This window comes from Acetobacter ghanensis, from assembly GCF_001499675.1.
GTDB lineage: Bacteria > Pseudomonadota > Alphaproteobacteria > Acetobacterales > Acetobacteraceae > Acetobacter > Acetobacter ghanensis.
The window spans coordinates 1,403,592-1,429,863 of sequence record NZ_LN609302.1 but is presented as its reverse complement, the minus strand read 5'-3'; the positions used below and the strand labels follow the sequence as shown (position 1 = coordinate 1,429,863).

22 protein-coding genes and 1 pseudogene are annotated in these 26,272 nt (G+C 58.2%); 16 read left to right on the top strand and 7 right to left on the bottom strand.

Annotation, left to right across the window (positions count from 1 at the left end):
* Positions 1 to 121 precede the first annotated feature (121 nt).
* From AGA_RS06855 to AGA_RS06845, 3 genes are read left to right on the top strand one after another with little or no spacing between them, the layout of a single operon-like run.
* Positions 122 to 802 (top strand): cell division ATP-binding protein FtsE, encoded by a 681-nt coding sequence (locus AGA_RS06855; protein ID WP_059023600.1) that lies wholly within the window; start codon positions 122 to 124, stop codon positions 800 to 802.
* Positions 799 to 1,746 (top strand): cell division protein FtsX, encoded by a 948-nt coding sequence (locus AGA_RS06850; protein WP_059023599.1) that lies wholly within the window; start codon positions 799 to 801, stop codon positions 1,744 to 1,746. The genes AGA_RS06855 and AGA_RS06850 overlap by 4 nt, the downstream gene beginning before the upstream one ends.
* Positions 1,747 to 1,757: 11 nt before the next feature.
* Positions 1,758 to 2,357 (top strand): YdcF family protein, encoded by a 600-nt coding sequence (locus AGA_RS06845; RefSeq protein ID WP_059024711.1) that lies wholly within the window; start codon positions 1,758 to 1,760, stop codon positions 2,355 to 2,357.
* Positions 2,358 to 2,365: 8 nt separating this feature from the next.
* Here the strand turns inward: AGA_RS06845 and fghA are convergent, their stop codons facing one another.
* The gene (fghA, locus tag AGA_RS06840) at positions 2,366 to 3,229 is read right to left on the bottom strand and encodes an S-formylglutathione hydrolase (protein ID WP_059023598.1); all 864 of its coding nucleotides are present in this window, start codon (positions 3,227 to 3,229) and stop codon (positions 2,366 to 2,368) included.
* 152 nt (positions 3,230 to 3,381) lie between these two features.
* Between fghA and AGA_RS06835 the strand changes: the two genes are divergently transcribed.
* The 3 genes from AGA_RS06835 to AGA_RS06825 all read left to right on the top strand — a co-directional run bounded on the left by AGA_RS06835 (position 3,382) and on the right by AGA_RS06825 (position 6,661).
* Complete coding sequence (locus AGA_RS06835) at positions 3,382 to 4,257, top strand: bestrophin family protein (RefSeq protein WP_059023597.1); 876 nt, start codon at positions 3,382 to 3,384, stop codon at positions 4,255 to 4,257.
* 65 nt (positions 4,258 to 4,322) lie between these two features.
* The gene (locus AGA_RS06830; protein WP_025827163.1) at positions 4,323 to 4,913 is read left to right on the top strand and encodes a CarD family transcriptional regulator; all 591 of its coding nucleotides are present in this window, start codon (positions 4,323 to 4,325) and stop codon (positions 4,911 to 4,913) included.
* A gap of 143 nt (positions 4,914 to 5,056) precedes the next feature.
* The gene (locus AGA_RS06825; RefSeq protein ID WP_059023596.1) at positions 5,057 to 6,661 is read left to right on the top strand and encodes a tetratricopeptide repeat protein; all 1,605 of its coding nucleotides are present in this window, start codon (positions 5,057 to 5,059) and stop codon (positions 6,659 to 6,661) included.
* A gap of 73 nt (positions 6,662 to 6,734) precedes the next feature.
* Here AGA_RS06825 and AGA_RS06820 read toward each other — a convergent pair whose 3' ends face one another.
* The gene (locus AGA_RS06820; protein ID WP_059024709.1) at positions 6,735 to 8,153 is read right to left on the bottom strand and encodes a penicillin-binding protein activator; all 1,419 of its coding nucleotides are present in this window, start codon (positions 8,151 to 8,153) and stop codon (positions 6,735 to 6,737) included.
* On the opposite strand from AGA_RS06820, the gene rsmI reads away from it, so the two are divergent.
* Positions 8,141 to 9,106 (top strand): 16S rRNA (cytidine(1402)-2'-O)-methyltransferase, encoded by a 966-nt coding sequence (gene rsmI / locus AGA_RS06815; RefSeq protein ID WP_059024708.1) that lies wholly within the window; start codon positions 8,141 to 8,143, stop codon positions 9,104 to 9,106. The two genes, AGA_RS06820 and rsmI, sit on opposite strands and share 13 nt — an antisense overlap.
* 39 nt (positions 9,107 to 9,145) lie before the next feature.
* Here the strand turns inward: rsmI and AGA_RS06810 are convergent.
* Both AGA_RS06810 and AGA_RS06805 read right to left on the bottom strand, forming a co-directional pair.
* Positions 9,146 to 10,323: pseudogene (locus tag AGA_RS06810) on the bottom strand (NAD(P)/FAD-dependent oxidoreductase).
* 28 nt (positions 10,324 to 10,351) lie between these two features.
* The gene (locus AGA_RS06805; RefSeq protein ID WP_059023595.1) at positions 10,352 to 11,020 is read right to left on the bottom strand and encodes a glutathione S-transferase family protein; all 669 of its coding nucleotides are present in this window, start codon (positions 11,018 to 11,020) and stop codon (positions 10,352 to 10,354) included.
* Between the two features lie 183 nt (positions 11,021 to 11,203).
* On the opposite strand from AGA_RS06805, the gene minC reads away from it, so the two are divergent.
* The 3 genes from minC to minE all read left to right on the top strand — a co-directional run bounded on the left by minC (position 11,204) and on the right by minE (position 13,138).
* On the top strand, positions 11,204 to 11,893 hold the full coding sequence (minC, locus tag AGA_RS06800; protein ID WP_083503573.1) for a septum site-determining protein MinC: 690 nt from the start codon (positions 11,204 to 11,206) through the stop codon (positions 11,891 to 11,893).
* 148 nt (positions 11,894 to 12,041) lie between these two features.
* A complete protein-coding gene (minD, locus tag AGA_RS06795; RefSeq protein ID WP_059023593.1) occupies positions 12,042 to 12,857 on the top strand; it encodes a septum site-determining protein MinD in 816 nt (271 codons plus the stop codon).
* Positions 12,854 to 13,138 carry a cell division topological specificity factor MinE gene (gene minE / locus AGA_RS06790; RefSeq protein ID WP_059023592.1) on the top strand — a complete coding sequence of 95 codons (285 nt, stop codon included), beginning with the start codon at positions 12,854 to 12,856 and terminating at the stop codon, positions 13,136 to 13,138. The genes minD and minE overlap by 4 nt, the downstream gene beginning before the upstream one ends.
* Positions 13,139 to 13,254: 116 nt before the next feature.
* Here the strand turns inward: minE and AGA_RS06785 are convergent, their stop codons facing one another.
* Both AGA_RS06785 and AGA_RS06780 read right to left on the bottom strand, forming a co-directional pair.
* Entirely contained in the window at positions 13,255 to 13,947 is a 693-nt protein-coding gene (locus AGA_RS06785) for a GntR family transcriptional regulator (protein WP_059023591.1), read from the bottom strand.
* The gene (locus AGA_RS06780) at positions 13,944 to 15,776 is read right to left on the bottom strand and encodes an ABC transporter ATP-binding protein (RefSeq protein WP_059024707.1); all 1,833 of its coding nucleotides are present in this window, start codon (positions 15,774 to 15,776) and stop codon (positions 13,944 to 13,946) included. Before AGA_RS06780 ends, AGA_RS06785 begins: the two co-directional genes overlap by 4 nt.
* A gap of 590 nt (positions 15,777 to 16,366) precedes the next feature.
* Here AGA_RS06780 and AGA_RS06775 point away from each other — a divergent pair.
* From AGA_RS06775 to rsmA, 6 genes are all read left to right on the top strand, one after another.
* A complete protein-coding gene (locus AGA_RS06775) occupies positions 16,367 to 18,061 on the top strand; it encodes a porin family protein (RefSeq protein WP_059023590.1) in 1,695 nt (564 codons plus the stop codon).
* A 92-nt stretch (positions 18,062 to 18,153) separates the two neighbouring features.
* Positions 18,154 to 19,302, top strand: a complete 1,149-nt coding sequence (lptF, locus tag AGA_RS06770; RefSeq protein ID WP_059023589.1) for an LPS export ABC transporter permease LptF — start codon at positions 18,154 to 18,156, stop codon at positions 19,300 to 19,302.
* Positions 19,303 to 19,318: 16 nt separating this feature from the next.
* On the top strand, positions 19,319 to 20,431 hold the full coding sequence (gene lptG / locus AGA_RS06765; protein ID WP_059023588.1) for an LPS export ABC transporter permease LptG: 1,113 nt from the start codon (positions 19,319 to 19,321) through the stop codon (positions 20,429 to 20,431).
* A gap of 6 nt (positions 20,432 to 20,437) precedes the next feature.
* Entirely contained in the window at positions 20,438 to 22,765 is a 2,328-nt protein-coding gene (locus tag AGA_RS06760; protein WP_059024706.1) for an LPS-assembly protein LptD, read from the top strand.
* Between the two features lie 81 nt (positions 22,766 to 22,846).
* On the top strand, positions 22,847 to 24,211 hold the full coding sequence (locus AGA_RS06755; RefSeq protein ID WP_059023587.1) for a peptidylprolyl isomerase: 1,365 nt from the start codon (positions 22,847 to 22,849) through the stop codon (positions 24,209 to 24,211).
* Between the two features lie 14 nt (positions 24,212 to 24,225).
* Positions 24,226 to 25,041: a 16S rRNA (adenine(1518)-N(6)/adenine(1519)-N(6))-dimethyltransferase RsmA gene (gene rsmA / locus AGA_RS06750; protein WP_231945729.1), complete on the top strand. Its 816-nt coding sequence runs from the start codon at positions 24,226 to 24,228 to the stop codon at positions 25,039 to 25,041.
* On the opposite strand, the gene AGA_RS06745 is transcribed toward rsmA, so the two are convergent.
* Positions 25,031 to 26,257, bottom strand: a complete 1,227-nt coding sequence (locus tag AGA_RS06745; RefSeq protein WP_059023585.1) for an SAM-dependent methyltransferase — start codon at positions 26,255 to 26,257, stop codon at positions 25,031 to 25,033. The two genes, rsmA and AGA_RS06745, sit on opposite strands and share 11 nt — an antisense overlap.
* Positions 26,258 to 26,272 lie beyond the last annotated feature (15 nt).

Genomic DNA, 26,272 nt, shown 5'->3' with positions numbered 1-26,272 from the left:
CACCTTTTTCAATTCAGCACTTAATGGCGCTTCTCAATCGACAGTCCCCAACACTCTCCGCTACAGTCGGCCCATGTGGCAACAGTCTTATTTTCATGCTCTTGCGCCTGGAAACCGGTAAATGATTCGTCTGGACAATGTCTCCTGGCGTCGAGGAAAAAAGGAAAGCGCACCCGTGCTGGCGCACCTGTCCTTTACGGTGCCTCAGGGTGGCTTCCGCTGGCTGCTTGGGCCTTCGGGCGCGGGCAAAAGCAGCCTGCTCAGCCTGCTGCATATTGAGAGTCTGCCCTCCGACGGGGAAATGACCATTCTGGGCAAAACCGTTGCACAGGAAGAAAAGCGCTCATCCCTTGTCCGGCTACGGCAAAGAATCGGCATGGTGCATCAGGACTATCAGCTCATGCCCGATCTCTCGGTCGCCGATAATGTGGCCCTGCCCCTGCGGCTGCAAAACCGGCCGGAAGATGAAATTCAGGACGAGGTTCACGCCATTCTCAAATGGGTAGGGCTGGGCGAGCGCATAGACGTGCCAGCATCTCGCCTTTCAGGCGGGGAGCAGCAGCGCACCGCCATTGCCCGCGCCATTATCCATCGGCCGGGCCTGATACTGGCGGATGAACCCACAAATGCGCTGGAAGAAAGTCAGGCTTGCCGTCTGCTGGACATGTTTGCCGAACTGAGCGCCATGGGCACGACAGTTGTGGTTGCGACCCATAACGAATCCCTGATCCGCCGCCTTGAGCGCCCATTTCTGTTTCTGGAACGCGGGCGACTGGTGGAAGATGGAGGCGTCGAACCATGACCCGCCCGTTCTCCCGCCGTAGGGACGGCCTCTCCCTCTCCGAAGCCCTGCCCGACCGCAGCCTGTTCGCGCTGGTCGCCATGATGGGGTTTCTGGCAGCGCTGACCGTTGCGGGGGCCAGTGGCGCACGTGCGCTTTCCGCCCGATGGGCTGGTGGGGCCGCCCAGTTGCTGACCATTCAGGTGCCGGATGCCGATAACCCTGTGGCCACGCCGGATGGCAGCACCCCAACCACAACCCGCGTACAGGCGGTTCTAGCAGACCTGACCAACCTGCCGGCCGGTGCAGAAGTGCATCAGTTAACCCAACCCGAACTCGCGCGCCTGCTGGAACCGTGGCTGGGTGAAACAGATAATTCCGCCCTGCCCCTTCCCGCCATTATCCGCGTCAAACTACCGCCAGATGCAGCTATCCCCACATCGCTGGAGCAGACGCTGAACACCCATGTGCCCGGCACCATAATGGAACACAATGCCCGCTGGGGCGAACGCCTGCGTGCACTGGCCAACAGCCTGCTGGCCTGCGCAGGACTGGCCCTGCTGACTGTTGGAGGCATTGCAACCATGATAACGGGCCTGGCCACCCGTACCGGCCTTGCCTCCCGCAAGGAAATTATCAAAACCCTGCATGGGCTTGGTGCATCTGACAGTTATATTGCGGGGCGTTTTGCATGGCGTACCGCAACGCTGGGTTTTGGGGGCGGCCTAACAGGCACTCTTGGCGCGTGCCTGCCCTTGCTGTTGCTCCTGCAAATGGCGGCCCCGTTTGCCAGCGCGCCACGCACCACGCCTGACCGGCTTCTGCCTCAGGACTGGCACGCGCTGGCAGGCTCCATACCGTCTGATATGCTGGTAGCACTTCTGCTTCTACCCGTTGGTGCTGCTTTTATCTGCTGGCTGACAACCCAGATCATGGTCCGCCTGTGGCTCCTTCGCCTGCCATAATGCCACATGCCATGCCCGCACCACATCTGAACCAGCGGTTCCGCTCTTTGCTGCAAAAAACACTGCGCGCCAGCCTGCTGGTTGCCGGGTGCTGGCTGGCAGGGTTTGCGTGGTTTATTCACGACGCACAGCAGCCCCCGCCCCGCACAATCCATGCAGATGGCATTGTCGCCCTGACCGGGGGCACTGGCCGGGTAGAAACATCCATCCGCCTGCTCGCCAATAACCCGAACACGCAACTTCTTATTTCTGGCGTGGACCTTCAGACATCCGTGCGGGCACTGCTGCCCCCATCCATTTCTCCCGATGTAGCAGCACGCATCACGCTGGGTTATCAAGCCCGCTCCACCATTGGCAACGCGAACGAAACCGCAGCATGGGTGGCTGACCACCACATCAACAGCCTGATTATTGTCACCGCAGGCTACCACATGCGCCGCGCCATGCTGGAGTTAAGCCGCACGCTGCCCGGCGTTGCCCTTAACCCCTACCCCGTTACGCCTCCGGCCATGGAACACCTCTGGCGGCCATCCACCATACGGCTGATGGGGGTGGAGTACATAAAGTGGCTTGGCGCACTGGCCGGTATGAAGCGTAACCCCTCACACTAAGAGGAACATTAGGCCACCCCAAACACAGAGGCATGGTGGCGCAGGTGGTCCGTTACAAAGCTCTGCACAAACCAGTAGGAGTGGTCGTACCCCTCCTGCTCGCGGCAGATAAGGGACTGCCCCGTTTTTTCCGCTGCCTCCACAAGAAGCCACGGTTGGAGTTCTCGCCGCAAAAACTGATCTGCCGATCCGGTATCCACCAGAATGGGAGCGGAGTGCCTGTGGCCATCCTCAAGCAGGCATACAGCATCATGCTCGCGCCATGCTGCGTGGTCCTGCCCCAGATAGGTGGACAGAGCTTTTTTACCCCAAGGCACAACGGAGGGATGCACAACTGGCGCAAAAGCAGAAACCGATTTCCAGAACAGGGGAGCCTGCAAGCCATGCACCAGCGCACCGTGCCCTCCCATGGAATGGCCCATGATGCCACGCTTTGCACCATCCAGCGGCAGGGCTTCCTCCACCAGCAGGGGCAGTTCCTGCGCAATGTAGCTCCCCATACGGTAATGCTGCGCCCAAGGCTGCTGTGTGGCGTCCAGATAAAATCCGGCTCCTGTGCCCAAATCCCAGTCCGTCGCTTCCCCTTCAACCCCCGCGCCCCGTGGGGACGTATCCGGGGTTACAAGGGCTATGCCCAAACGCGCCGCCTCCGCCAGAGCACAAGACTTGATAAGGAAGGTCTCGTGCGTACAGGTCAGTCCGGCCAGCGCGTACACAACCGGCACCCTGCTGCCCTGACACGCTGCTGGCGGCAAAAACACTCCAAACCGTGCGGGCAACCCCAGCACGCTGGATTGATGTTCGTAAAACCTTACGCGCCCACCGTGTGCGTAATGCTCCTCAAGCAGTTTCAGTCCAGTTGCCTCAGTCATGCCCGCATCCCTTTATTATCTGGTCAGCCCAGCCTGCTCATGGTTACCATTGCGCAGCATGTACAAACCATAAACTCGCAGGCAACCCTGTGATGTGTTGTGTGTTAAAATCACACCGGGCATCCGCCCCGGCACAGAGTGGAGATTTTTGAATGATTGTTGACCAGAAGGTCGGCTTACGCATTATCACGCGGGAAATTCTGACAGTTGTCCTGCTTATGGCTGCGTGGGATCTGGTTGTTGTCATTCTTTTTCAGATTTTCCATCAGGAATGGATGGAACAGCCCAGCCTGCCCGTCTCGCTCATAGGTTCCGCTCTGGCGCTATTTATGGGGTTCCGCAGCAACAGCGCCTATGCCCGCTGGTGGGAAGCGCGTACATTATGGGGTTCCATTACCAACAACTGCCGCTCCTTTGGCCGTCAGGCCGGTACATTGCTGGGAGACCGGCACGACCTGATGTACGCCATAGCGGCCTACCCTCACGCCCTGCGCATGGCCCTTGGCCCAGTGGATGCGACCGAGGATGTTGAACGCCTGCTCCCCCCAAAAATGCTGGAGGCCATTGCGCCATACCGCAACAAACCCAATGCCATTCTTTACCAGATTGGTCTGGGCGTGACCGAGGAAGTTACGCGCAAGGGCATAGATGGCGCAGTCCATGGGCAGATTGACCGCATTCTATCCGACATAGCCAATGCACAGGGTGGGCTTGAGCGTATTCGCAACACCCCCCTGCCCATGCAATTTTCTGCCCTGCCGCGGGCGCTGGTCAATGTCTTCTGCATTGTTCTCCCGCTCTCCATGGTGCAGACACTGGAATGGATTACACCGCTTGGGTCCTCCCTCGTCGGGTGTCTGTTCCTTATTCTGGACAAGAGTGCGGACGACCTGCAAAACCCCTTTTCCGGCACGCCCCATGCGCTCCCCATGGCAACCATGGCCCGCAATATTGAGATTGATGTGGTCCAACCCACGGGTGACCAGACGGCCCCTCCGCTCAAGACGCATAATGGTGTCCAGCAGTAGGAGCATTCCCGCCCTATTCTTTATGTTGCAGACAAACAGCCCATTTTATGCTACAGGTCTCCACCATGAACACGTTTAGAACACCTCCAAAAGGCGGCGTGACAGATGCAATGGCACGCACCGCTGCCGCCACAACTGCGGCCCAGGCCAAAACCAAGGTGAAAGACGAAGATCCTTTTCAGGAAGGGGATGCTATTGTCTACGCCGCTCACGGCGTCGGGCGTGTAGACCGGATCGGGATTGACGAAATTGCCGGGACCAAGCTGGAAGTCATCCAGATTTCCTTCCCCGGTAACCAGATGACACTGCGCATCCCCCTGTCCAAGGCCCGTAAGTCCGGCCTGCGCAAAATTGTCTCGCGCGAGATTGTGGACAAAGCCATGTCCATCATCAAAGGCAAGCCGCATGTCAGCAAAGGCATGTGGGCACGGCGTGCTGTTGCCTATCAGGAAAAAATCAACTCTGGCGATCTGGTGCAGATTGCAGAAGTCCTGCGCGACCTGCGCCGCAATGTGGACAGCCTGGACGGCAGCTTTAGCGAACGTAAACTTTTTGAAGCCGCACAGGAGCGTTTTGTGGCTGAAGTTGCCGTGCTGGAAAAGAAAGAGCCCAACGCAGTTCTGGAAGAACTGACTGCGGTTATGAAAGCCGCCTGAGGTTTTTTGGCCAAAGGCGCTTTCCTTCTGCTCCGCTTTACATTCCAACCCGGCATGGCGCACAGCTATGCCGGGTTTTTTATATGCCCCCATGTGCGGTGGGTGCATAAACCGCGCCCCTGCAAACCATACAGACCGTAACCATGCAAACGCCTCCTCCGCCCTCTGCAAACAGATATGAGCTGACAACCCTGCGGCAGGCCATGCAGGACATTCAGGCAGGCCGCTTCCGTCAGCCACAAGCCCTGCTTGCACCACTTGTGGCGCAACAGAACGAGCAGGCCCTTATTCTGCACGCCTTCTGCCTGTGTGGTGAAGGAGGCGTAAAGGAAGCCGCCCGTATTCTGGCCTCTATTGGTTTGCGCAACCCGGAGAGCCTGCACCCTCTGCAGGACCTGAGCGAACTCATGGCGGCCCTCAACCAGCGTGAAGCCGCCATAGCTGTCTGCCGTGCAGCCATGCCCTACGCGCCAGCCGATACCCGCATCCACAATGTTCTGGGCGACCTGCTGGTACAGACCGGACAGTTTGACGCCGCCATTGCCACGCTAACACAGGCAACAGCACAGCAGCCGGAGAACATGCTCTCCCATAACCTGCTCTCCATGGCGCACACGGAACAGGGGACGCTGGACACAGCGCTGCAATGCCTGACGGACTGCCTGCATCATGAACCCGACCATGTGGGAACGCTGGCCAATATTGGTTCTGTTCTGGCCGCACGAGGGCAGATGGAACAGGCTTTTCCGTATTATCGGCAAGCGCTGACCCTCCGCCCGCAGGATGCGCGAATACGTGTTAACCATTCCATAGCCCTGCTTAAGGCCGGGCGGTTTGCACAGGGCTGGACCGAGCATGAATGGCGCTTCCGCCTGCCCGGCCATACAAGCCTGCCCATAGAGCGCCTGCTCCCCACCCTTGGCCCCACTACCAACCTGGAGGGGCAGCGTATTCTGATTACGCATGAGGAAGGCTTGGGCGATACCCTCATGTTCCTACGGTACGTTCGCCCTCTGGCAGAACGTGGCGCCATAACGCACCTGTGGGTGCCAGAGGCACTGGCCGACCTGTGCCGCGCCGTACCGGGTGTGCATACCGTGCAGGTTGGCGGCACAACACCGGCGTATAACTGGCATTGCCCCTTTATCAGCCTTCCTCGGGTTTTTGCAGAAACCGCACAGCCTTGGGGAGCTGCCGTACCCTACATCAAACCCAACAGCCACAAAGTCTCGGCATTAGCTCCGCTTGTGCCGCAAAATGGCCAATTGAATGTGGGATTAGTATGGGGCGGCGCCCCCCGCCCGACCTCGCACTTTGCACACATGATCGACCGCAGACGGTCCATGAGCCTGCACACACTGGCGCCGCTGGGCCAGCTAGAAGGCATCAACTTCATCAGCCTGCAAAAAGGTTACTATGCCGAGCAGATGATGGACCCGCCTGATGGTATGCGGCTGTACGACCCCACAGACAGCCTGCACACAATGGACGACACAGCAGCCCTGATGATGGCACTGGACGTGGTGGTGACTGTCGATACATCGGTCGTGCATCTGGCAGGCGCACTGGGTAAGCCTGTTCTGCTCATGGATCGTTACGACAACTGCTGGCGGTGGCTCCACAACAGCGACAACAGCCATTGGTACCCCACGCTACGCATCTTCCGCCAGACAACCCCACGGCAATGGACAGATGTTGTGGAGCGGGTTGCGCAAGCTCTGGCCACTATGGTCAGGCAACGGGCCTGATCAGCCCCACAAAAAAGGCGGCCAGCATCATGCCAGGCCGCCTTTTTTCATGCGCTTTTACCCGAACGCGCGCTTAGCCAGAAACGGCTGAACGCGCCTGCGCGGGCGTTGAGATCATCCGGGCATCGCTCCCGTTCCCAATCACCTCAAACACACCCAGAGCACGGCGTACGCGCCCATCGGGCAACAGAGTAAATGTGCCGTCCACCCCAGCAAAGCCACCTGTGCGGGTCAGAGCATCCGCCGGGTAGCCGGGCACGCCGCTGCGCGCCACGGTCAGGGCCACCATAGCCGCATCGTAGGACATATCAGCCAGCGGCTTGGGCATATGGTGATTACGCGCCATGAAGTGATTGACAAAAACCTGACGGGAGGTCGGGTCTGGCGCTGCGTACCACGCTCCTTTAATAGCCCCCAGCTTGGAGGCAAAGGAAGCCCATAGCCCCGGCCCCATAATGCGGACATCCGGCATGTTAACCTGTGTCTGGGCCAGCGCATCCAGCACGTTCTTCAACCCCAGCCCAATATCAGCCAGCACCAACGCATCAAACGGCGGGCTGCCCAATGTTATCTGCGGTGCCGGGGCTGGGGTGGTGCCATCGGCCTGCGCTGGCTGGGCACCATTCTGCCCAAGGGCCGCTGCCAGACCGGACGGCAGTGGCGGCGGTGGCTGGGTCAGGCTGGCAACTTCGGCCGGGTTGCCACTGGTCGTGGTTGCATCCGGCACGGGAGTTGTGGGCATGGCCTGTTTTACAGCCGCAACCCGCGCATCATAATCAGACAACTGGCGCAGAGTCTGGCTGATGCTGTCTGCCGTACCTGAATGAAAAGCAATTTTGGGTGCTGCAAGCCCCTGATCCCGGCAGGCGCTGACCAGACCATTCCCCATGGCGTGACCCAACGCATTGTCCGGCAGCAGGGCGGCAAAATGCTGCCGTCCTTCCCGCTTGGCCTGCGCTACAAGCTGCTGCACTTGCTCCTCGGGGGTAATCCCCATAACCCACACACCCGGACGACCCTGCCCAATGTCACTGGTAAAAGCCAGAACAGGAACGCCCGCTGCCTGCGCTGCGGGGGCTGCGGCGGCGGTATCACCACTCGTCAGTGGCCCCAGCAGAATACCATCACCAGCCTGAAGGGCGGCTGACGTAGCCGAAGCCGCACCGCCTATTGCAGCCGTATCATGCACATCCATTTGCAGGTCAGCAGGGAGTCCTTCCCCCCCAAGGGCCAGTTGCGCACCTGCCAGAAGCTCATGCCCAAGGGCGGCGTTGGTGCCGCTTAATGGCAGCAGAACACCAACCTTATGGCTAGCAACCTGACCAGAGGGGGACAGTGCGCCGCCTGCCCCTGTTGGCCCGGACTGATCGGCACATCCTGCAAGGATCAGCCCCGTTACACCAAGAGCAGCCACTCCGGTCTTGCGCAATGCCCGGTTTGCCGCCAGACCTTGACGGGAAAGCCCTGACAGGAGCGAGTATGCACGCGTCATCATCCAGATCATCCTCTACCAACAGCCCGTCCGAGGCGTCGTCTTCCAATGGGATTGAACCTTTGCATACCGAAGGAAATGCGCCAAGTCATGTGCCTTCTTCGGGAGGGCTTGTTCTGGTTGCAACCCCAATAGGCAATCTGGGAGATTTCAGCCCCAGAGGGGCCGAGGCTCTGGCACGGGCTGATCTGGTACTGTGTGAAGACACGCGTATGACGGCCCGGCTCCTGTCCGACAGGGGGATTTCCGTCCGCACGGAAGCTCTGCATGAACACAACGAGCGCCAACGCGTACCCAACCTGATCCGCCGCCTAAGCGAAGGAGCGCATATTGCCCTTGTCTCCGATGCTGGCATGCCCCTGCTCTCGGACCCCGGCTTCAGGCTGACGCGTGCAGCCATAGATGCCGACATCCCTGTAACCGTCATACCCGGCCCCAATGCGGCACTAACGGCCCTTGTGCTGTCTGGCCTGCCGCCGCATCCATACCTGTTTGTCGGCTTTCCTCCGCCTCGTTCCGCCGCCCGCAAGGAGACGTTCGCCAAACTGCACGCTGCTGAACGCGCAGGGCTGAGTGCCACGCTGATCTGGCATGAAGCGCCTCACCGTCTGGCCGAAACACTGGCGGACATGGCCAGTGTTTTTGGTCCTGAGCGCCCGGCAGCCGTAGCGCGGGAACTGACAAAACGCTTTGAAGACGTCAAACGTGGCACGGCAGGGGAACTGGCCGCATTTTATGCCCAGACCCCACCACGGGGAGAAATCACGGTGCTGCTGGGGCCTGCCCCAGAAGTCGAAACCTCGGCTGATGATCTGGACACCACCCTGCGCTCCCTGCTGGACACACATTCGGTCAAGGATGCAGCAGCACTGGCCGCAGCAGCGGCTGGCCTGCCCAAACGCACGGTTTACGCACGTGCGCTGGAACTGGCGGCAGAGATCAAAGGAAAATAATGCTGGAACCGCCAGGGCAGGCTTAGCGCATATAACGCATTAAGCCGCGCCCAAGGCTTCCCCCGCGGCATGGCCGCTTGCCCATGCCCAGTGGAAATTATAGCCCCCAAGCCAACCGGTTACGTCCACCGCTTCCCCCACGACATACAGCCCCGGTACTGTGCGGGCCTCCATGGTCTGGGAGGAAAGGCCTCTGGTATCCACACCACCGCGCGTAACCTCCGCTTTGGCAAAGCCCTCGGTCCCCTGTGGTCGCAATTCCATACGGTGGACACGCTCTGCCATAAGCCGGATGTCTCTATCGGCCCATTCCGCCAGTGTTCGCTCAGGCGCACCCAATTCGACCAAAGCATGAGCCAGACGTTGCGGCAGCCAGCGGGCCAGCGCACCAGCCCCTTTTGCCTTGCAACCTTCTTTTTTCAACTTGGCCAGCAGCGCGGCAATATCCTGCCCCGGCAGAAAATCCACAAACAGGGGCTGACCGGCTGACCAGTAGGACGAAATCTGCAACAACGCCGGACCGGACATCCCCCTGTGCGTGAACAGCAGGGCTTCTTCGAACGATGTTTTGCCGCAGGTCACACGCACGGGAAGCGAAAGCCCGGCCAGTGAGCGCACCCATTCCTCGCTCTCGCCGCTAAAGGTTAGCGGCACAAGGGCCGGTTCTGGCGGAACGATTGCAAGGCCGAACTGCCGGGCCACTTCATACGTAAACCGGCTGGCCCCCAGTTTGGGAATGGACAACCCACCGGTTGCAAGGACCACGGCACGGGCCGTCAAATCCCCCATGGAAGTCTGCACCCGAAAAACGTCGCATTTTTCCACGCCGTACACCCGCACATCCGTCAGAATACGCACATGGGCCGCTGCACATTCATCCAGCAGCATTTGTACAATGTCGTGGGCTGAATTATCGCAAAAAAGCTGGCCCAGCTTTTTTCATGCCATGCAATTCTGTGACGGGCGAGCAGGTCCAGAAAATGGCTGGGCTGGTAGCGACTAATGGCAGATTTAACAAAATGCCGGTTGGCGGACAAAAACCGATCCGCCCGCATGGTCTGGTTGGTAAAGTTGCACCGACCACCGCCAGAAATCAGAATTTTACGCCCAACCTCTGGCCCATGTTCCAAAACCGCCACGCGGCGGCCACGCTGGCCTGCCGTCAGCGCCGCCATCAACCCAGCGGCCCCGCCACCGATCACGAGAACATCAAACATCGGTGCCGTATTTTTTTGTGTCAAAATCTCAGAAATCCAGATTGGTATAGTAATCAGGTGGCGTAATGCCGGAAACACGGTCGCCCAGCAGGGGCCGGAAGCACGGGCGAGACTTCATCTTGGCGTACCAGTCCCGCACGGCGGGCACCTTTGCCCAGTCTATGTCCCCAATAAAATCGAGGCAGGAGAGATGAGCCGCAGCCGTAAAGTCGGCAAGGGAGAGGAAGTGACCGCCCAGCCAGTTCCGGTTTTCCGCCAGATCATTAACGTACTGCATAAGCGGACGCATGGACGCATAGGCCTCGCGCAGCGCACCGCCATCGGGGTTACCCCGGCCGCTCAGGCGCTTCATCACCCGTTCATCAATAAACCGGCCGGAAACTTCCTTGGCAAACAGGGTTTCAAACCACGCCACAACACGGCGCACTTCCACCCGCTCGGCCAGTGTGCGGCCCAGCAGGGGGATGTCCGCATATGCTTCTTCCAGATATTCGCAGATCACGTACACATCCGGCACAATCAACCCGTTGTCTTCCACCAGCACAGGTACATCGCCCGCGGGGTTAAGAGCCAGAAATTCGGGGCGTTTTTCCCATGCGCGTTCAACAATAGCTTCAAACGGCAGGCGTTTTTCACCCAGCACAAGGCGCACCGTGCGGCTGGCTGGCGAAAGGGGGAAATGGAAGAGGGTACGCATGTTCTAGTGCTTTATGCCATTGTATGCAGCCACGCCAGAGGGAAAACCGGGCAACGACCATCAATTTCCACATACCCCCTTTACGTAGAAAATCCGACACGCCACACAGTCTTCCCTGTTGCAATACGCTCCTGTTATTCTACACGCTAATGGCGTTCCTGTTTTTGAGAGAGCATCTGTTCGTTGTCCGGCACACATTCCCCCTCCTCCCGCATTCGTATGTCAGGACGTTCCTTTCTGGCGCTGACCCTCACGCCTGAAGCGCCGCTGGTTGACTGGCTGGCGGCACTGGACCACCAGATCAAGCGCGCCATGGGCTTTTTTGCTGGCAAGCCAGTCATTCTTGACCTCAGCATGATGCAGGCGGACACGCCCGATCTGCCCCACCTCCTACCCGCTCTCAAGGAGCGTGGCATCCATGTGCTGGGTATTGAAGGGGGGGATAAGTCATGGCCCGCCGTGGCAGAATGGGACTGGCGCGAAAGCCCGCTAGGCGGCCGCGCCTCCGGCCCGCTCTCTGTGCCGGAAGATGATAAAGCGCCCCCGCCTACCCTTGTCATTGAGGAAAGCGTGCGCTCGGGGCAGCATATTATCTGGCCTGATGGGGATGTGGTTATTCTGGGAGCTGTGTCCTCCGGGGCGGAAGTGACCGCTGGCGGGTCCGTACATGTTTACGGCGCCCTGCGTGGCCGAGCCATTGCCGGAATTGGCGGCAATGCGGACGCCCGTATTTTTACGCGCAACCTCGCGGCCGAACTTGTCGCCATTGATGGATTCTACGCCACGGCGGAAGAAATGGATGCAAAATGCACGGGCAACCCTGCACAGGTGATGCTTGCTGGCGAAACGCTGGTTTTCAAACCCCTGTCCTGATGGGGGTTTGTATAAAACATGCTATAAAAACCGTATTTATGTCAGATTATAAGTTTCATTTTCCCGTACAGATTGTAATGTCTCATCCAGATTACGCCGCAGCATAAAGCTGTTGGCATTACCGGCTTACGAAGGAAGAGGAAGACTGATGGCAAAGGTTCTGGTCGTCACGTCAGGCAAGGGGGGTGTCGGCAAGACCACCACCACCGCAGCTCTTGGGGCAGCATTGGCCAAGGCGGGCCAGAATGTCGTTCTGGTTGATTTTGACGTTGGTCTGCGCAACCTGGACCTGGTCATGGGTGCCGAACGCCGCGTTGTGTTTGACCTGATCAATGTCATTCAGGGCGATGCCAACCTTGCGCAGGCCCTGATCAAGGACAAGCGGGTTGATACCCTCTCCCTCCTTCCTGCTTCCCAGACGCGGGATAAAGACGCCCTGACGCCGGAAGGTGTTGCCAAGGTTATTGCCGATCTGAGCAAGAAGTTTGACTGGGTCATTTGCGACAGCCCTGCGGGTATTGAACGCGGCGCACAACTGGCCATGCACCATGCTGATATGGCCGTCATTGTGACCAACCCCGAAGTCTCCTCCGTGCGTGATAGTGACCGCATTATCGGGATGCTGGACAGCACGACGGAAAAGGCCAAAGCCGGTGAAAAAATGGAGAAATTCCTCCTGATCACCCGCTACGACCCGCAGCGCGCTGCCCGGGGGGACATGCTGGGAACGGACGATGTGCTGGAAATTCTGTCCATCCCGCTGCTGGGCATCATTCCAGAAAGCCCGGATGTGCTCAAAGCATCCAACGTAGGGGCGCCTGTTACCATTGCGGAACCGGAAAGCGCGCCAGCCCGCGCTTATACCGAAGCCGCACGCCGCCTGATGGGTGAGAAGGTGGAAGTCACCATCCCCACGGAACGCAAGGGCCTGTTTGACTGGCTGTTTAAGCGGAGAGTCGCATGACATTTCTCTCCAACCTCTTCAAGCGCCGCTCATCGGCTCCGGTCGCGCGCGACCGGCTACAGATTCTGCTGGCGCATGAACGTATTGCGGTAGGTGACGGCAAGGACGATCTGCTGGCCAAGCTGCACCGCGAGATTATGGAAGTCATCAAGCGGCATGTCGCGGTCGATCAGGACAAGGTTCAGATCAAAATGGACCGGGGTGCCCAGTGCTCTGTTCTGGAAATTGATGTTGAAGTTCCCGGCCTGACCGACAAGCTGGAAAACTCCAAAAAGAGCTGACCAGCCTCAAGCCCTGCAAACAAGGCAGACGGCCCAAAAAAACGAACGCCCTGTTCATGCCAGATACTATGGCATGAACAGGGCGTTTTTTATGGAGCCCCTTCTCCACCCCGCGCCTAGTTTGGCAGCAAAGGCTCCAGCCATTCCTTGGCCTGCGTGAAGTCCCGCTTCAATGCCTTAACCGCAGCATCGGCATCTCCGGCCCGGAAGGCTTCCAGCAGTTGCAAATGAGGATGGTCCGGGTTGGCGGGGCTTATGGTGGGCAACCCATTTGCCGCCGCATAAATTGGTCCCATACGGGTCCACAAACCACGGATTAGCCCCACAGTCACTGAGAGCTTGGAAAAACTGGCCCCTGTGCTGTGAAAATAGACATTGGTAATAGCTGTGGCATGAGGCTCCCCTGCCTCATAAGCTGCAATAAAGGCTTTGTGCCTTTCTTCCATCACGGCAATCTGCTCAGGTGTAATATGGGCCGCCAACTCACGGGTCACCCGCTCCTCCAGCAGTTCCCGCACACCGTGAATGTCCAGAAACACAGAGCGAGATGTAAGCGGTACACACGCTGTGTTCCGCTCATCCAGCACCAGCGCCTGCTCGGACACAAGGCGTAGCAGCGCCTCACGCACGGGGGTCGGGCTTAACCCAAGGGAGGCCGCCAAAGGCCGAAGCACCAACCGCTCCCCACCCTGATAGCGACAATAAATAAGCTGGTCACGGATCTGCTGGTAGGCATACGCTGCCAGAGCGCCCCGCCCTTCGGGCCTGCTCTCACCCTGCGCTGGTATGGTGGTGGAATTAAATGTCATTGCGCATGTGCCATTTGCCTGTTCAGAAACTGGCTGTAGAGACCATTCTGCCGTTCAAGTTGCGCAGGTGGGCCGTCCTCAGCAATTCTGCCATCCTGCATAACAACGATTCTGTCAAAATTTCGTAAGGTGGACAGGCGGTGCGCCACGGCAATAACCGTACGCCCGACCATAAGCCGGTCAAGCGCCTGCTGGACGTGTTCCTCGCTTTCCGTATCCAGTGCGCTGGTTGCTTCGTCCAGTATCAGAATGGGCGCGTTGCGCAAAAAGGCGCGGGCAATGGCAATACGCTGCCGCTGACCGCCTGATAGCTTGACGCCCCTATCCCCCACTATGGTTCGGAACCCTTCGGACAGGGCCTCAATAAACGTGGCACAGCCTGCCGCGGCAGCCGCCGCCCGGACTTCCTCATCACTCGCCTCTGGCCGACCATAGCGGATGTTTTCCATAACACTGCGATGCAGGAGAGAGACATCCTGCGGCACAACAGACAGGCACGCCCTCAGGGCATCATCCGTCAGGTCCCGAATATCCTGCCCGTCAATCAATATGGAACCAGACTGCACAAAGCGCATCCGTTGCAACAGGGCCAGCACAGTACTTTTGCCCGAACCCGAGCGCCCCACCAACCCGACCCGGCTCCCGGCAGCAATATGGAGATTGAAATGCGAGAGAACCGGCTCCCCTCCGGGGTAAGCAAACGTTACATCACCAAAACGCACATCCCCCCGCACCGGGTTGGGCAGTGGCACGGCGTCTTCCGGGTCAGGCATATCATGCGGCACCAGCAGGGAGGACAAGACTTCCGACAGGCGCGCGTTATGCTGGATGGTTTCCACCAACGCCAAGGCAAGGTCCCGCGTACCATGCAAAATGGCAAAACCCAGCGTAATGACCATAACCACCTGCCCTACACTGGCCTGCTGCCATTGCCAGAGCAGAACTGCCCAAACTAGTAGCCCCGTAGTGAGCACCGCCGTCATACCCGCATGAATCATGCGGAGCCGCTCCATGTACCGCAGGGATTTAAGCCGTTCGCCCATTTCCAGCTCGGTCAGAGCGTTAAAGCGTTGCCGCTCCCGGTTGCGCATACCAAACGCCCGCACAAGGGCAATATTGCCCATAACGTCCAGCGTTTCCCCTTCCAGCCCGGCGGCAGCCACCGCATAATGGCCGTGCAGGCGGCGCCCCTTGAGCGCAAGCCGGAACATAATCAGGCACAACCCACCTGCCAGCAGGACGGTTGCGCCTCCCATGGTCCAGCTCACCGAAAGCATGAGCACAACAGAGAGCAGAACATTCAGGCTGGGTGGTAGCACATTCCACGCCAGCATGTTCTCAATGGTGAAGCTGACATTTCCCGCCGTTGCAATGCGGGCTGCCAGAGAGGCAGGCATACGGTCGGCAAAATAGGCAGGGGAATGCCCTGTTAGAAAACGGAACAGATCCTGCCGTATATCCCCTGTGACCGCCACAAACGTACGGGCGGCAAACCAGCCCGCAATACGCCAGCATATGTTATCCGCCACGATCAGCGCGATCAGCACCCCCACCGCGCTCCATACGGCGGACACAGCGGAAGCACCTGAATGGCCTGTCATCAGGTCCACCAGATGGCGAATACCATAGGATGAGAGGACAATACTGCTAATTGCCCCTCCCACGGCCCCAAAAACCAGCACGTGCCCCAGCAGGCGGGCGCGCATATACCGCAGCAAAAAGCTTACAGGCCGCCCTGCATAGGCTGGTAGCGCCACGTCCGGCACGGTCACATGCCCTAATACGGGCGGCTCATCGGCGGGCCTTGCAGCCTTGTCTTTCTCGTCCACCAACACGCGTTCTATCTTCCCCGGCGGATGCCGCCTGACTGTGCCACGGCCACACCGGCAGGCACCCTGTAATCCCTGTTACAGGACAGGCCCGGACCTCCACAATACGCGTCGTTGGGCGCACCCCAAACGGTCTGTTCAACGCGGCAACACGCTGCTGGCCCCATGACCATTGCGTGATTCACCCCCCTCAAACTGCCAGAACCCCTTGTTATAACGATAAATATTACGTGATCTCAGCCCTCACAAAATCTGAACTGCTCACTTGTTTTTCAACTCTCACGCCTCTGTTTTCCTTTTGGCGGGCGCGTGAACCACTCATCCTTAAAGCGAATTTTTTACCCCTCACATATGCCAAAAACTTTATAAATAACTGAATTTATTACACTATTTTAACTGTAGGAATGCCATGCGCGGCAAACAGCCCGTTCCACAATACCCCTCATCCGCGCCCAATATGCAGACCAGACACCAGTAAATCCGATAGCTCTGCCACCAGAACACAGGCTTGCCGCCCCCTATCCACATATTGACGACAGCGGGCCTTGGCTCCCAGAGAGAACAAGGGAATTCAAGGGAGTACACATTTCATGGCATCGGGAAAAAAGGCACTGTTTGCTACTGTCATGGCTGCATCAGTTGCCGGGATGCCGCATTTGCTCCCTGCGCCAGCCTACGCAGATGACTACGCAGACCTGCTGGATGTGCTGCGCGTAAAAGGCAGCCTGACCAAGCATGAATACGACGTACTTCTGGCCAAGCACGTACGTCATGCGGCCCTTACAGCCGAACCCCATGCGGGACATCCCGCGCATGTTGCGTCTGGCGGCACGCGGACAGCCATGGCCCATGCCGCACACGGCGCGCAGTCCGGTTACGAACCCGGTATTCGCTTCGACCCCGGCGCGGGTGAGGAAGACGTTTCCATGCGGGCAGAAGATGCCGCCACACGGGCGGAAGCCAGCGCGCGCTCTGCTCAGGCTGCGGCGGCGGCGGCGGCGCTGAACAGTGGTGAATTTGTGCGCGTTGCCAAATATGTGCCGGGCAAGGGGCTGACCTTCAAGGCAGGGCCAATCAACATCAACCTGTCCGGCTTTGTAAACGGTTTTTACTCTTACAACAGCCCTGCTGGGGGCCGACCGGTGGCTGGGGGTGTTTCTTCCGGCTCCAGCGGGTTTGACTCATCGGCCGTACGGAACGGCCTGCTCCCTGCTGGCTTTATTCTCAAGATGAACACCGTCCAGCAGGGCATGGATATTTCCGCCGTTCTGGGCATGTATCCGGGGCTGGATAACGCCAAGCCCAGCGCCTTTAACGCCAACTCCGGTGGTAGTCCGGTGGGCCTTGGTACGGCTGGCATCGACCTTCGTCAGGTTTACATGACCTTTGGCAACAAGGACATGGGGACATTCAAAATCGGTCGTGACCTTGCCCTGTTCGCCAGTGACGCCATCCTGAATGACGCAACCTTGTTGAGTGTAGGCTCCACCGGCAGCAACTCCGCCCCCGGCAATACATCTCTTGGCCGTATTGGCGTCGGTTATGTTTATGCTGACTGGATCCCACAGATTTCCTACACCTCCCCCAAAATTGGCGGGTTTCAGGGATCTGTTGGCATCTTCCAGCCGCTGGATGAGTTCGGTTACGCCGATGCCACCAACCCCACAGCCACCACGGATGCGCCCAGCCACTACTCTGCGGCTTCCACCCAGCATTCTTCCCCTATGATTCAGGGGCGTGCGGTGTATGACTTCTCGGTCTCCGATGTGCAGGTCCATATCTGGGCCAGCTTCCTGATCCAGCATATGCAGGCGCTAACCAGCGCCAGCCTGACCGCTAACGAGCATGTTTCCACCATGGTGGAAGCGGGCGATATTGGCACCAAGCTGACTTATGGCCCGCTGGAAGGCGTTGCCTACTACTACCGTGGCAGCGGGCTGGGCACGACAGGCCTGTTCTTTGATGGCGTGGCCGATAACGGGCGCAAACGCGCATCGGAAGGCTATTACGTTCAAGCCGCCTACCATGCCACCAAGAAGCTCAAAATTGTTGGCAGTTACGGCGTCAGCAACCTGTATCTGGCATCGGGCGAAAACCTTGCCGCGGAACAGGAATCTGCCGCCGGACTGGTACGCCGCAACCAGTCCGAAGTTGGTGCTGCCTACTACCAGTTGACCGACTGGCTGACCGTAATTGGGGAATATGCCCACACCTCCTCCTCCGCGCATGGGGGGAATAAGGAAAGCGACAACACCGCTTCCGGCGGCGTGATGCTTATGTTCTAGTTCCGGTCAAAGCGTTTTGTAGTCTCGATTTTATAGAAGGATTACACGTGCGCCTGTTGCCTCTGGCATCGCAGAGGTAGATAACCGACACTATGTCTGCCCGCTCCCTCCTTCTGTGGTACAGGCGTCAATTTTTGACGCTGGACCACTATGTGCTTCGCCAGTTGCTGATTGCACTGGCAGCCACAACGGGAGGGTTAGCTGCGCTCATCTGGCTTATGCAGTCTTTGCATTTTGTCTCGCTGGTTGTGGACCGTGGCCTTTCCCTACGCGTCTTTATCGGCCTGACCAGCCTGCTGATGCCGTCCTTTGTGGCGGTTGTCATGCCCATTACAACCTTTGTGGTCTGCCTGTTCATTTACCAACGTCTGGCGAGTGACCGTGAACTAACGGTCATGCAGGCTTCTGGCATGTCCCCCCTTGCTCTGGCGCGACCGGGGCTGATCTGTGCTGCTTTTTCGACCTTGGTTGTTTTTGTGCTGAATATGTGGATCGTGCCCTCTTCCTACCATGCGTTCAGGCAGTACGAATTCCAGATCAGGAACAAGATGGCGGCTTTTTTGCTGCAGGATGGCGTTTTTACCAAAGTGTCCAACACTATGACCGTGTATATCCGGTCCCGCGACCAGAATGGGGTTTTGTGGGGTATTCTGGTGGAAGATGACCGGCAACCCGACAGCCACGCCACAATTCTGGCCAACCACGGCAATATGGTCATTGTCAATGACGTGCCCCGCGTGGTGCTTTATGATGGCTCCCGTCAGGTTATCGACCGCAAGACGGGGCGGTTGAACATGCTTGTTTTCAAACAGGACACCATGGATTTTTCAACCGTACATCAGACCGGCCAGCGAGACAGGGATTCTGCCGAGATGTCTCTGTCCGAACTGCTCTCCCCCAACCCCAAGGAAGTCTCCGCGCGGGATACAGGCAAGTTCAAAGTGGAAGGCTGGCGGCGCCTGACCTCCCCCCTCACATGCTTTTCCTTTGCCATGGTTGGCCTGTTTGCCGTGTTGAGCGGGGCGTTCTCCCGCCATAGCAACATCAAGCGTCCACTGGTTGCCGTGCTCAGTGTTGTTGGTCTGCTGGCCATTACGCTGCTTTTGCAAAATCTGGCCGGGCGCAACATGCGCCTTATTCCGCTTATTCCGCTTGTTGCCATCCTGCCGGGGGTTATTTGCTCCTACCTGCTGTTCGCCCCGGAAGTAAAAACCTCTCTGCGCGTGCGCAAGCAGGCATGAGAGAGCATAGCCCCGCATGATCGTTGCCGTGACCCTCTCGCGCTATATTGCGCGGCAATTCATGCTGTCCATAATGGCCACAATCGCCTCCCTCACCGGCATTGTGTGCCTGTTCGACTTTATTGACCTGCTCCGCCGGGTTGCGACCCGCCCTGATGTGTCCACCAACATCGTGACGGAAATTGCAGGGCTCCATATTCCCTACTTCATGATCGAAATCCTGCCATTCGGCATTCTGCTGGGGGGCATTATCTGCTTCTGGCGGCTAACCCGTTCGTCCGAACTGATTGTAGCGCGGGCGTCTGGTATTTCGGCATGGCAGTTTCTTGCCGCTCCACTGGCGTGCGCCATTCTTATTGGCACGGTCGCCACCAGCATGGTTTCCCCCCTTTCCTCCGCCATGTATCGCCGGGCCGAAGAACTGGACCAGCAGTATTTGCGTTCAGGCGGGGGGCCACTCAGCCTGTCCAGCGGCTCCCTTTGGCTCCGGCAGGCAGATACGCAATATGACCCGCATGGAGAGGCCATACTCCATGCGGGCGGCGTACAGGTAAAAGAGGGGGAACTGCATATTCGCAATGTCAGCATTTTTCGGCTGGATCATGACGACAAGCTGATGATGCGAATCGAAGCCCCCGATGGGTATCTGAAAAATGCCGGGTGGGAGCTCAGATACGCCTCCGAGGTCAGGCCTAACAGCGTTCTGCACCCCGTTGGCACCGTTACCCTCCCCACAACGCTGACGCTGGAACGGGTGCAAGAGAGCTTTGCCTCCCCCGATGCGCTCTCCGTCTGGACATTGCCGGGCTTTATAACCCAGTTGGAACATTCAGGATTTTCGTCAATACGTCACCGTATTCATTTTCAATCTCTTCTGGCATTACCTATGCTTGCGGGCACCATGGCGCTGGTTTCCGCTGGCTTTTCCATGCGTCCTTCACGCCGGGGTGGCGTGGCCAAAATGGTTGGGTCTGGTGTTCTGGCGGGTTTTCTGCTTTTCACCATATCCAAAGTCGCTGAACAGCTTGGTAAGTCAGGGGCACTGCCGCCGGTACTGGCTGCGTGGGCGCCTACCCTTGCCGGGCTTTGCCTTGCTATTGCATTACTTCTTCATCTGGAGGATGGCTGATTGATCGTGGCGCTCCGGCCTTTTTGCAGCGCCCTGCTGCGCCGCCGCTCTGCCCTTAGTGCTGCAACCGCACTGGGGAGTGTTGCGGCATGTCTGGTGGTCAGCCACCCCAAAACGGCCTTCGCCCAGTTCAGACCACAGCCCATGCACCTCAATACCGGGCGGCCGACCTCCTCCAACGACCCGGCCACCTTTCAGGCCGACAAGGTTGATTATAACGACGTAGAACACACCGTTACGTGGACCGGGAACGTGCAGGTCTGGCAGGGTGACCGTGTTCTGCGGGCCGACAAGATTGTGTATGATAAAGATACGGGTGTCATGGCGGCCCGTGGACATGTGGCGACCATTCAGTCCGATGGTTCAGTCATGTACGCCCATTATGCGGAACTGACGGGCGGCATGAAGGATGGCATCATGCTGCACGTCAACGCCAACATGCCGGACAATGCCAAAATGGCGGCCAACGGCGTGCGGCGTACAGGCGGCAAGATTAACGACCTGAGCCGCGTTGTGTACACGGCCTGCGAAATCTGCGAAAAAGACAAAACCCGTCCGCCCTTCTGGCAGTTCCGCGCCTTTAATGGCACGCAGGACCTCGAACACCAGAAAATAGACTTCCGCGATGCCTATCTGGACATCATGGGTGTGCCGGTCGTCTATCTTCCCTATTTTTCTATGACCGACCCTTCCGCCAAGCGGCGTAGCGGTTTTCTCATGCCCGGCATCACCCCGCATGACCGCTACTTGGGGACGTATTTCACCATTCCCTATTACTGGGTCATCAACAACCAGTCTGACATGACTGTTCAGGGCCTGTTCGCCACCAAAACGGGGCCTCAGCTCAGTGCGCTGTATCGCAACCGCCTCAATTTTGGCCAGTTGAACATCCGTGGGGGCATTGCGTATGACACCCACAGAGCACAGACCTACACCAACAGCTTTGGCGTAGAAGAACGCAGTGGGGGCAACCACGGTGTACAGGGCCATGTGTTTGCCAGCGGCAACTTCTCCATAGACCGCTACTGGCGGGGTGGGGCCAACATCAACCTCGCCAGTTCGGCCAACTATATGCGTGACTACCGCGTGCAGGGATATGGGGCGGATACCCTCAATTCCAACGCTTATCTGGAAGGTTTTGGCACCGGCTCCTACACCCGTCTGGATGGACAGTACTATCAAGGGCTGAACCAGGGTGTCATTCACAACGCGGACCTGCCGCTTGTTCTGCCGCGTTTTACGTACAACTTTACAGGGCAGCCGGATATTCTGGGTGGGCGTCTGAGCGTCAACACAACAGACTTCAACGTCAAGCGTGATAACGGGGTGTCCGACCAGCGCGGGGAACTCCAGCTAAACTGGAACCGCCCATTCCACACCAAAATGGGCCAGCAGTTCCTGCTGACCTTGCGGTTGGATTCAATGGTGTATCGCGCGCGCAAGCTGTACCAGCAGCCAACATATTACAACACAGCCCGCACCTCCGTGAGCGGGCAGGTTCTGCCAACCATTGCGCTTAAAACCAACTGGCCTTTTGTGCGCACCTTCGAACATGGCCGTGGCACACAGCTTATCGAACCGATCGTGCAGGGAATCTATGCGCCCAACACGGGCGGCGGGCTAAACGATCTGATCCCCAACGAAGACAGCATGAGCTACGAATTTACCGACAGCACGCTGTTCTCCCTCAACCGCTACCAAGGCACGGACAGGCTGGATGGCGGGTTACGCGGCAACGTGGGTATTCATGCCAACTGGACATGGGACGGGCATATTGTAGACCTGCTGGCCGGGGAAAGTTTTCAGGAACACATAACGCGTGACATGCTCCCCTATTCCGGCCTGAACCACCATGCGTCGGATGTAGTGGCCCGCGCGCGCGTCATTCCTAACCAGTATTTTGACTTTACGGCCCGTATGCGGCTGGACCCGCATACAACCAAAATCAACTTTGGCGATGCGCTCTTCAGCGCCGGTATTCCGCACTTCCGCCTACGCGGCGGTTATGTGTACGAACCCGTGACCCCCTACTATTATTTTGCAACCAATTACCGGGCCTATTCCCCCAACCAGCTTTACACGACCAAAACCAGCGAACTGAGTGGTGGTGTCTCCGTGGACTGGGACAACTGGCACGCTTCCGGCTTTGCCCGGCGCAGCCTGTCCCGCAAGGATTTCGTCTCGTTGGGTGGGGACTTCGGATATGTGAACGACTGTTTCGGTATCGACTTCCTATACATGAAGCAATACACCACCATTGGTGGGGAGCAGCGTAACTCGACCTATCTGGTCACCGTCAGCCTCAAAACACTCGGGGCTTTTGGGCTTAAGTAAGAACTGCTTCAAAAATAGTGCCATCTCCGGTATCAGAAACAGATCGTTCTGATATGGCAGAAAGCTGAAAGACCGTTCCGTATGCGTCTGCGCTCCTTAACATTGGCTTGTTGTTCTCTTACTGCGCTGACCCTCCCGGTCTGTGTGGCTCCTCCCGCCGTGCAGGCGGCGACCCACCACCGTGCCGCCCCCGCCGCCAAAACACCGGCGGCCCCAGCGCAGCCAGAACCGGATGATATGATCATTGCGGTTGTAAACAGCATTCCACTGACCAAAAGAGACGTGGACAACCGTGGCAAACTCTTTGCGCTCTCAACGGGCCTACCTGTATCCGATGATCTGATGGCCCGCCTGCGTCCGCAGATTATCCGCCAGATGATTGATGAAAAACTGCGCACGCAGGAAATCCTGAGCCGCCACATCAACATCGCCCCCGAGCAGATAGCCGCCGCCATTGGGAATATTGAAAAACGCAACGGTATGCCCGAAGGCACCCTGCGCAGCCACCTTGCGCAGGACGGCGTTTCTCTCACCACGCTCATCGACCAGTTGCGCGTGCAGATCGGCTGGATTCAGGTTCTGCGGCAGGAGCTGGGACCACGCTCGCGCGTTTCCGCTGGTGATATTGCCCAGCGTCAGGCCGCCCTGAAGCGTGAAGAAGGCCGCACCGAGTACGAAATTAGCGAAATTTTCGTCAAGGTAGACGACCCCCGCCATGCGGAAGAAGAACTGGCCTTTACCAACACGGTTATTGAGGAACTCCGCAAAGGGGCCCCCTTCCCCATTGTTGCGGCGCAGTTCTCCCAAAGTCAGACTGCACTGGATGGCGGCTCCATGGGCTGGGTGCAGGAGGATGAACTGGACCCAAGCGTGGTCGATATTGTCCGGCAGATGCCTGTGGGCGTTGGCGCTGTTTCCAACCCCATTACCGTCCCCGGTGGGTTCCTTATTGTCACATTGAATGGCAAGCGGATCATCGGTAAGGAAATGGGCCACATGATTAACATTCGGCAGGCCTTCCTGCCGTTTGAAACACCATTGGACCCCCAGCACGTCACGCCGCAGCAGGAGGCCGCCCTGCAGAAGGCCATGCAGGTCATTCAGTCCACCCATAATTGCGAAGCCATGGAAGCGGTGAATAAAGCAGAAGGGGAAAAACGCCCCTCTGATCCGGGTGAACTGCCGCTTGAACGCCTGAACCCTCAGATGCAGGCTGTTCTGGCTGAATTGCCTATTGGTCAGGTTTCCCGCCCCATGGTCTCGCGCGACGGGATTGATCTGCTTATGGTCTGCTCCAAAACGGAGAAGAACTTTTCCAACCGCTCCCCCAGCGAAATTGCAGATCAGTTAATGAACGAACGCGTGGAGCAGGCAGCCCGCCAGTTGGATAGCGACCTGCACCGCCGCGCCATGATTGACCTGCACGTAAAACTGAAAGGGGCATAACCCTGCCTCCTGAATTGGAAAGCCTGCGCGACGTTATTCGCCGGCACGAGTTGGATGCCCGCAAGGCTCTTGGCCAGCACTTCCTGCTAGATCCGGGCATTACTGACCATATTGCGGCCCTTGCTGGCTCCCTGCTTGGCAAGCATGTAGTGGAAGTCGGTCCGGGTCCGGGGGGACTCACACGCTCTTTGCTCGCTGCCGGTGCCAACACGGTTACGGCTGTGGAACTGGATACGCGCGCCGTGGCGGTTATTCAGGAGCTCGCCCAGTTTTACCCTGATCGGTTACGCGTGGTTGAGGCAGACGCCCTCAAGCGTGACCTGACAACACTATGCCCTGCCCCACGGCAGGTCGTTGCCAATCTGCCTTACAATGTTGCCACGCCCTTGCTCATAGGCTGGCTACGGCAAGGCCGAGCATGGGAACGACTGACCCTTATGTTCCAGCTTGAGGTGGCCGAACGCATTTGCGCAGCCCCGGATAGCGCACATTATGGTCGTCTGGCCGTGTTAAGCCAATGGTGCGCAGATTGCGCCGTTGTCATGAAGTTGCCGCCGGGGGCTTTTACCCCGCCGCCTGCCGTCTGGTCTGCTGTAGCCAGCATTACCCCCCATGCCAACCAGCCTTCCCCGGCTTTGTTCAAAGCCATGGAACGCGTCACGGCAGCAGCATTTGGGCAGCGCCGCAAAATGCTGCGTGGCTCTCTAAAAAGCCTGAATGGTGAAAAGCTGCTGGCCGCAGCCGATATTGACGGCACCCGCCGTGCCGAAACCCTGACCATTGCAGAGTTCGACCGGCTTGCAAACGCACATCTGGCCCTTAGCAGCTAGACGTTTTGGCGCGTTCTGCATCCACCATGTAATCACGCGTATAAGGCACAGCACTGATGGAAGGCGAAAGCTGCAACTGGAAGTTCATGTGCCCTTGCACGCGGAAGGCCAGTTCCGCCGCCGTCAGATAGAATTCAAACATTCTGGCAAAGCGTTCATCATACATCGCCACGGCGTCCGCACGTTTGGCCTCAAACCGCTCACGCCAGATCGCGATTGTTCTGGCGTAATGCAGGCGCAGGATCTCACAATCCGTCACCCATAGACCGGTTTGCTGAACGGCAGAAAACACTTCGCTCAGCGCGGGGGAGTACCCACCGGGGAAGATGTATTTGTTCATCCACGGGTTGGTCGTACCCGGCTCATCGCTTCGGCCAATGGAGTGCAGCAGGGCTATGCCATCTTCTTTCAGACTTTTGCGAAGGGTCTCAAAAAACGTCTTGTAGTGTCCGACGCCAACATGTTCGAACATGCCGACCGAAACAATCCGGTCGAACTTACGCTGCAAATGGCGATAATCCAGCAGTTCAAAACGAACACGATCTTCCAGCCCCGCATCCTGTGCCCGCTTGCGTGCAAAAGACAACTGCTCTTCCGAGAGGGTAATGCCGGTTACAACTGCGCCATAATCTTTGGCCAGTGTCAGCGCCATCCCTCCCCAACCGCAGCCAATATCCAGCACTTCCAGCCCCGGCTGGTCGAGTTTGAGTTTGGAGGCAATATGGTGCTTCTTGGCTTCCTGCGCCTCGTCCAGAGTTTCCTGCCCGGTGCGGAAATAGGCGCAGGAATATTGCCAGTCCTTATCCAGGAACAATGCGTACAGGCTGTTACCCAGATCATAATGGTGGGCCACATTTTGCCGGGAACGAGACGCCGAGTTGAACTGAATCCAGCCACGCCGCACATAGCGCAATGCTGCAGAAAGCTGCTCAGTCACATGCCCAGAGGGGTTCATGGCGTTCAGCATCAGCAGATCCAGCAGATCGTAGAGCGTACAATCCAGCGGCTCCAGCAAGCCGTTCATGTAGGCCTCGCCAAAAGCAAGCCCCGGATTAAAAACCAGAGAGCGGACGGCTGCCGTGTTTTTTAAATGCACGCCTGCCTGCGGGCCGGGCTTTGTACCCCTGTAGGCGGTGGTTGTGCCATCCGGCCACATCACACGCAGGGAACCGGATTCCACAAAATGCCGTAAGATCGGGTCTAGAAGGCGTTTCATGCAAAAGTTTCCCTA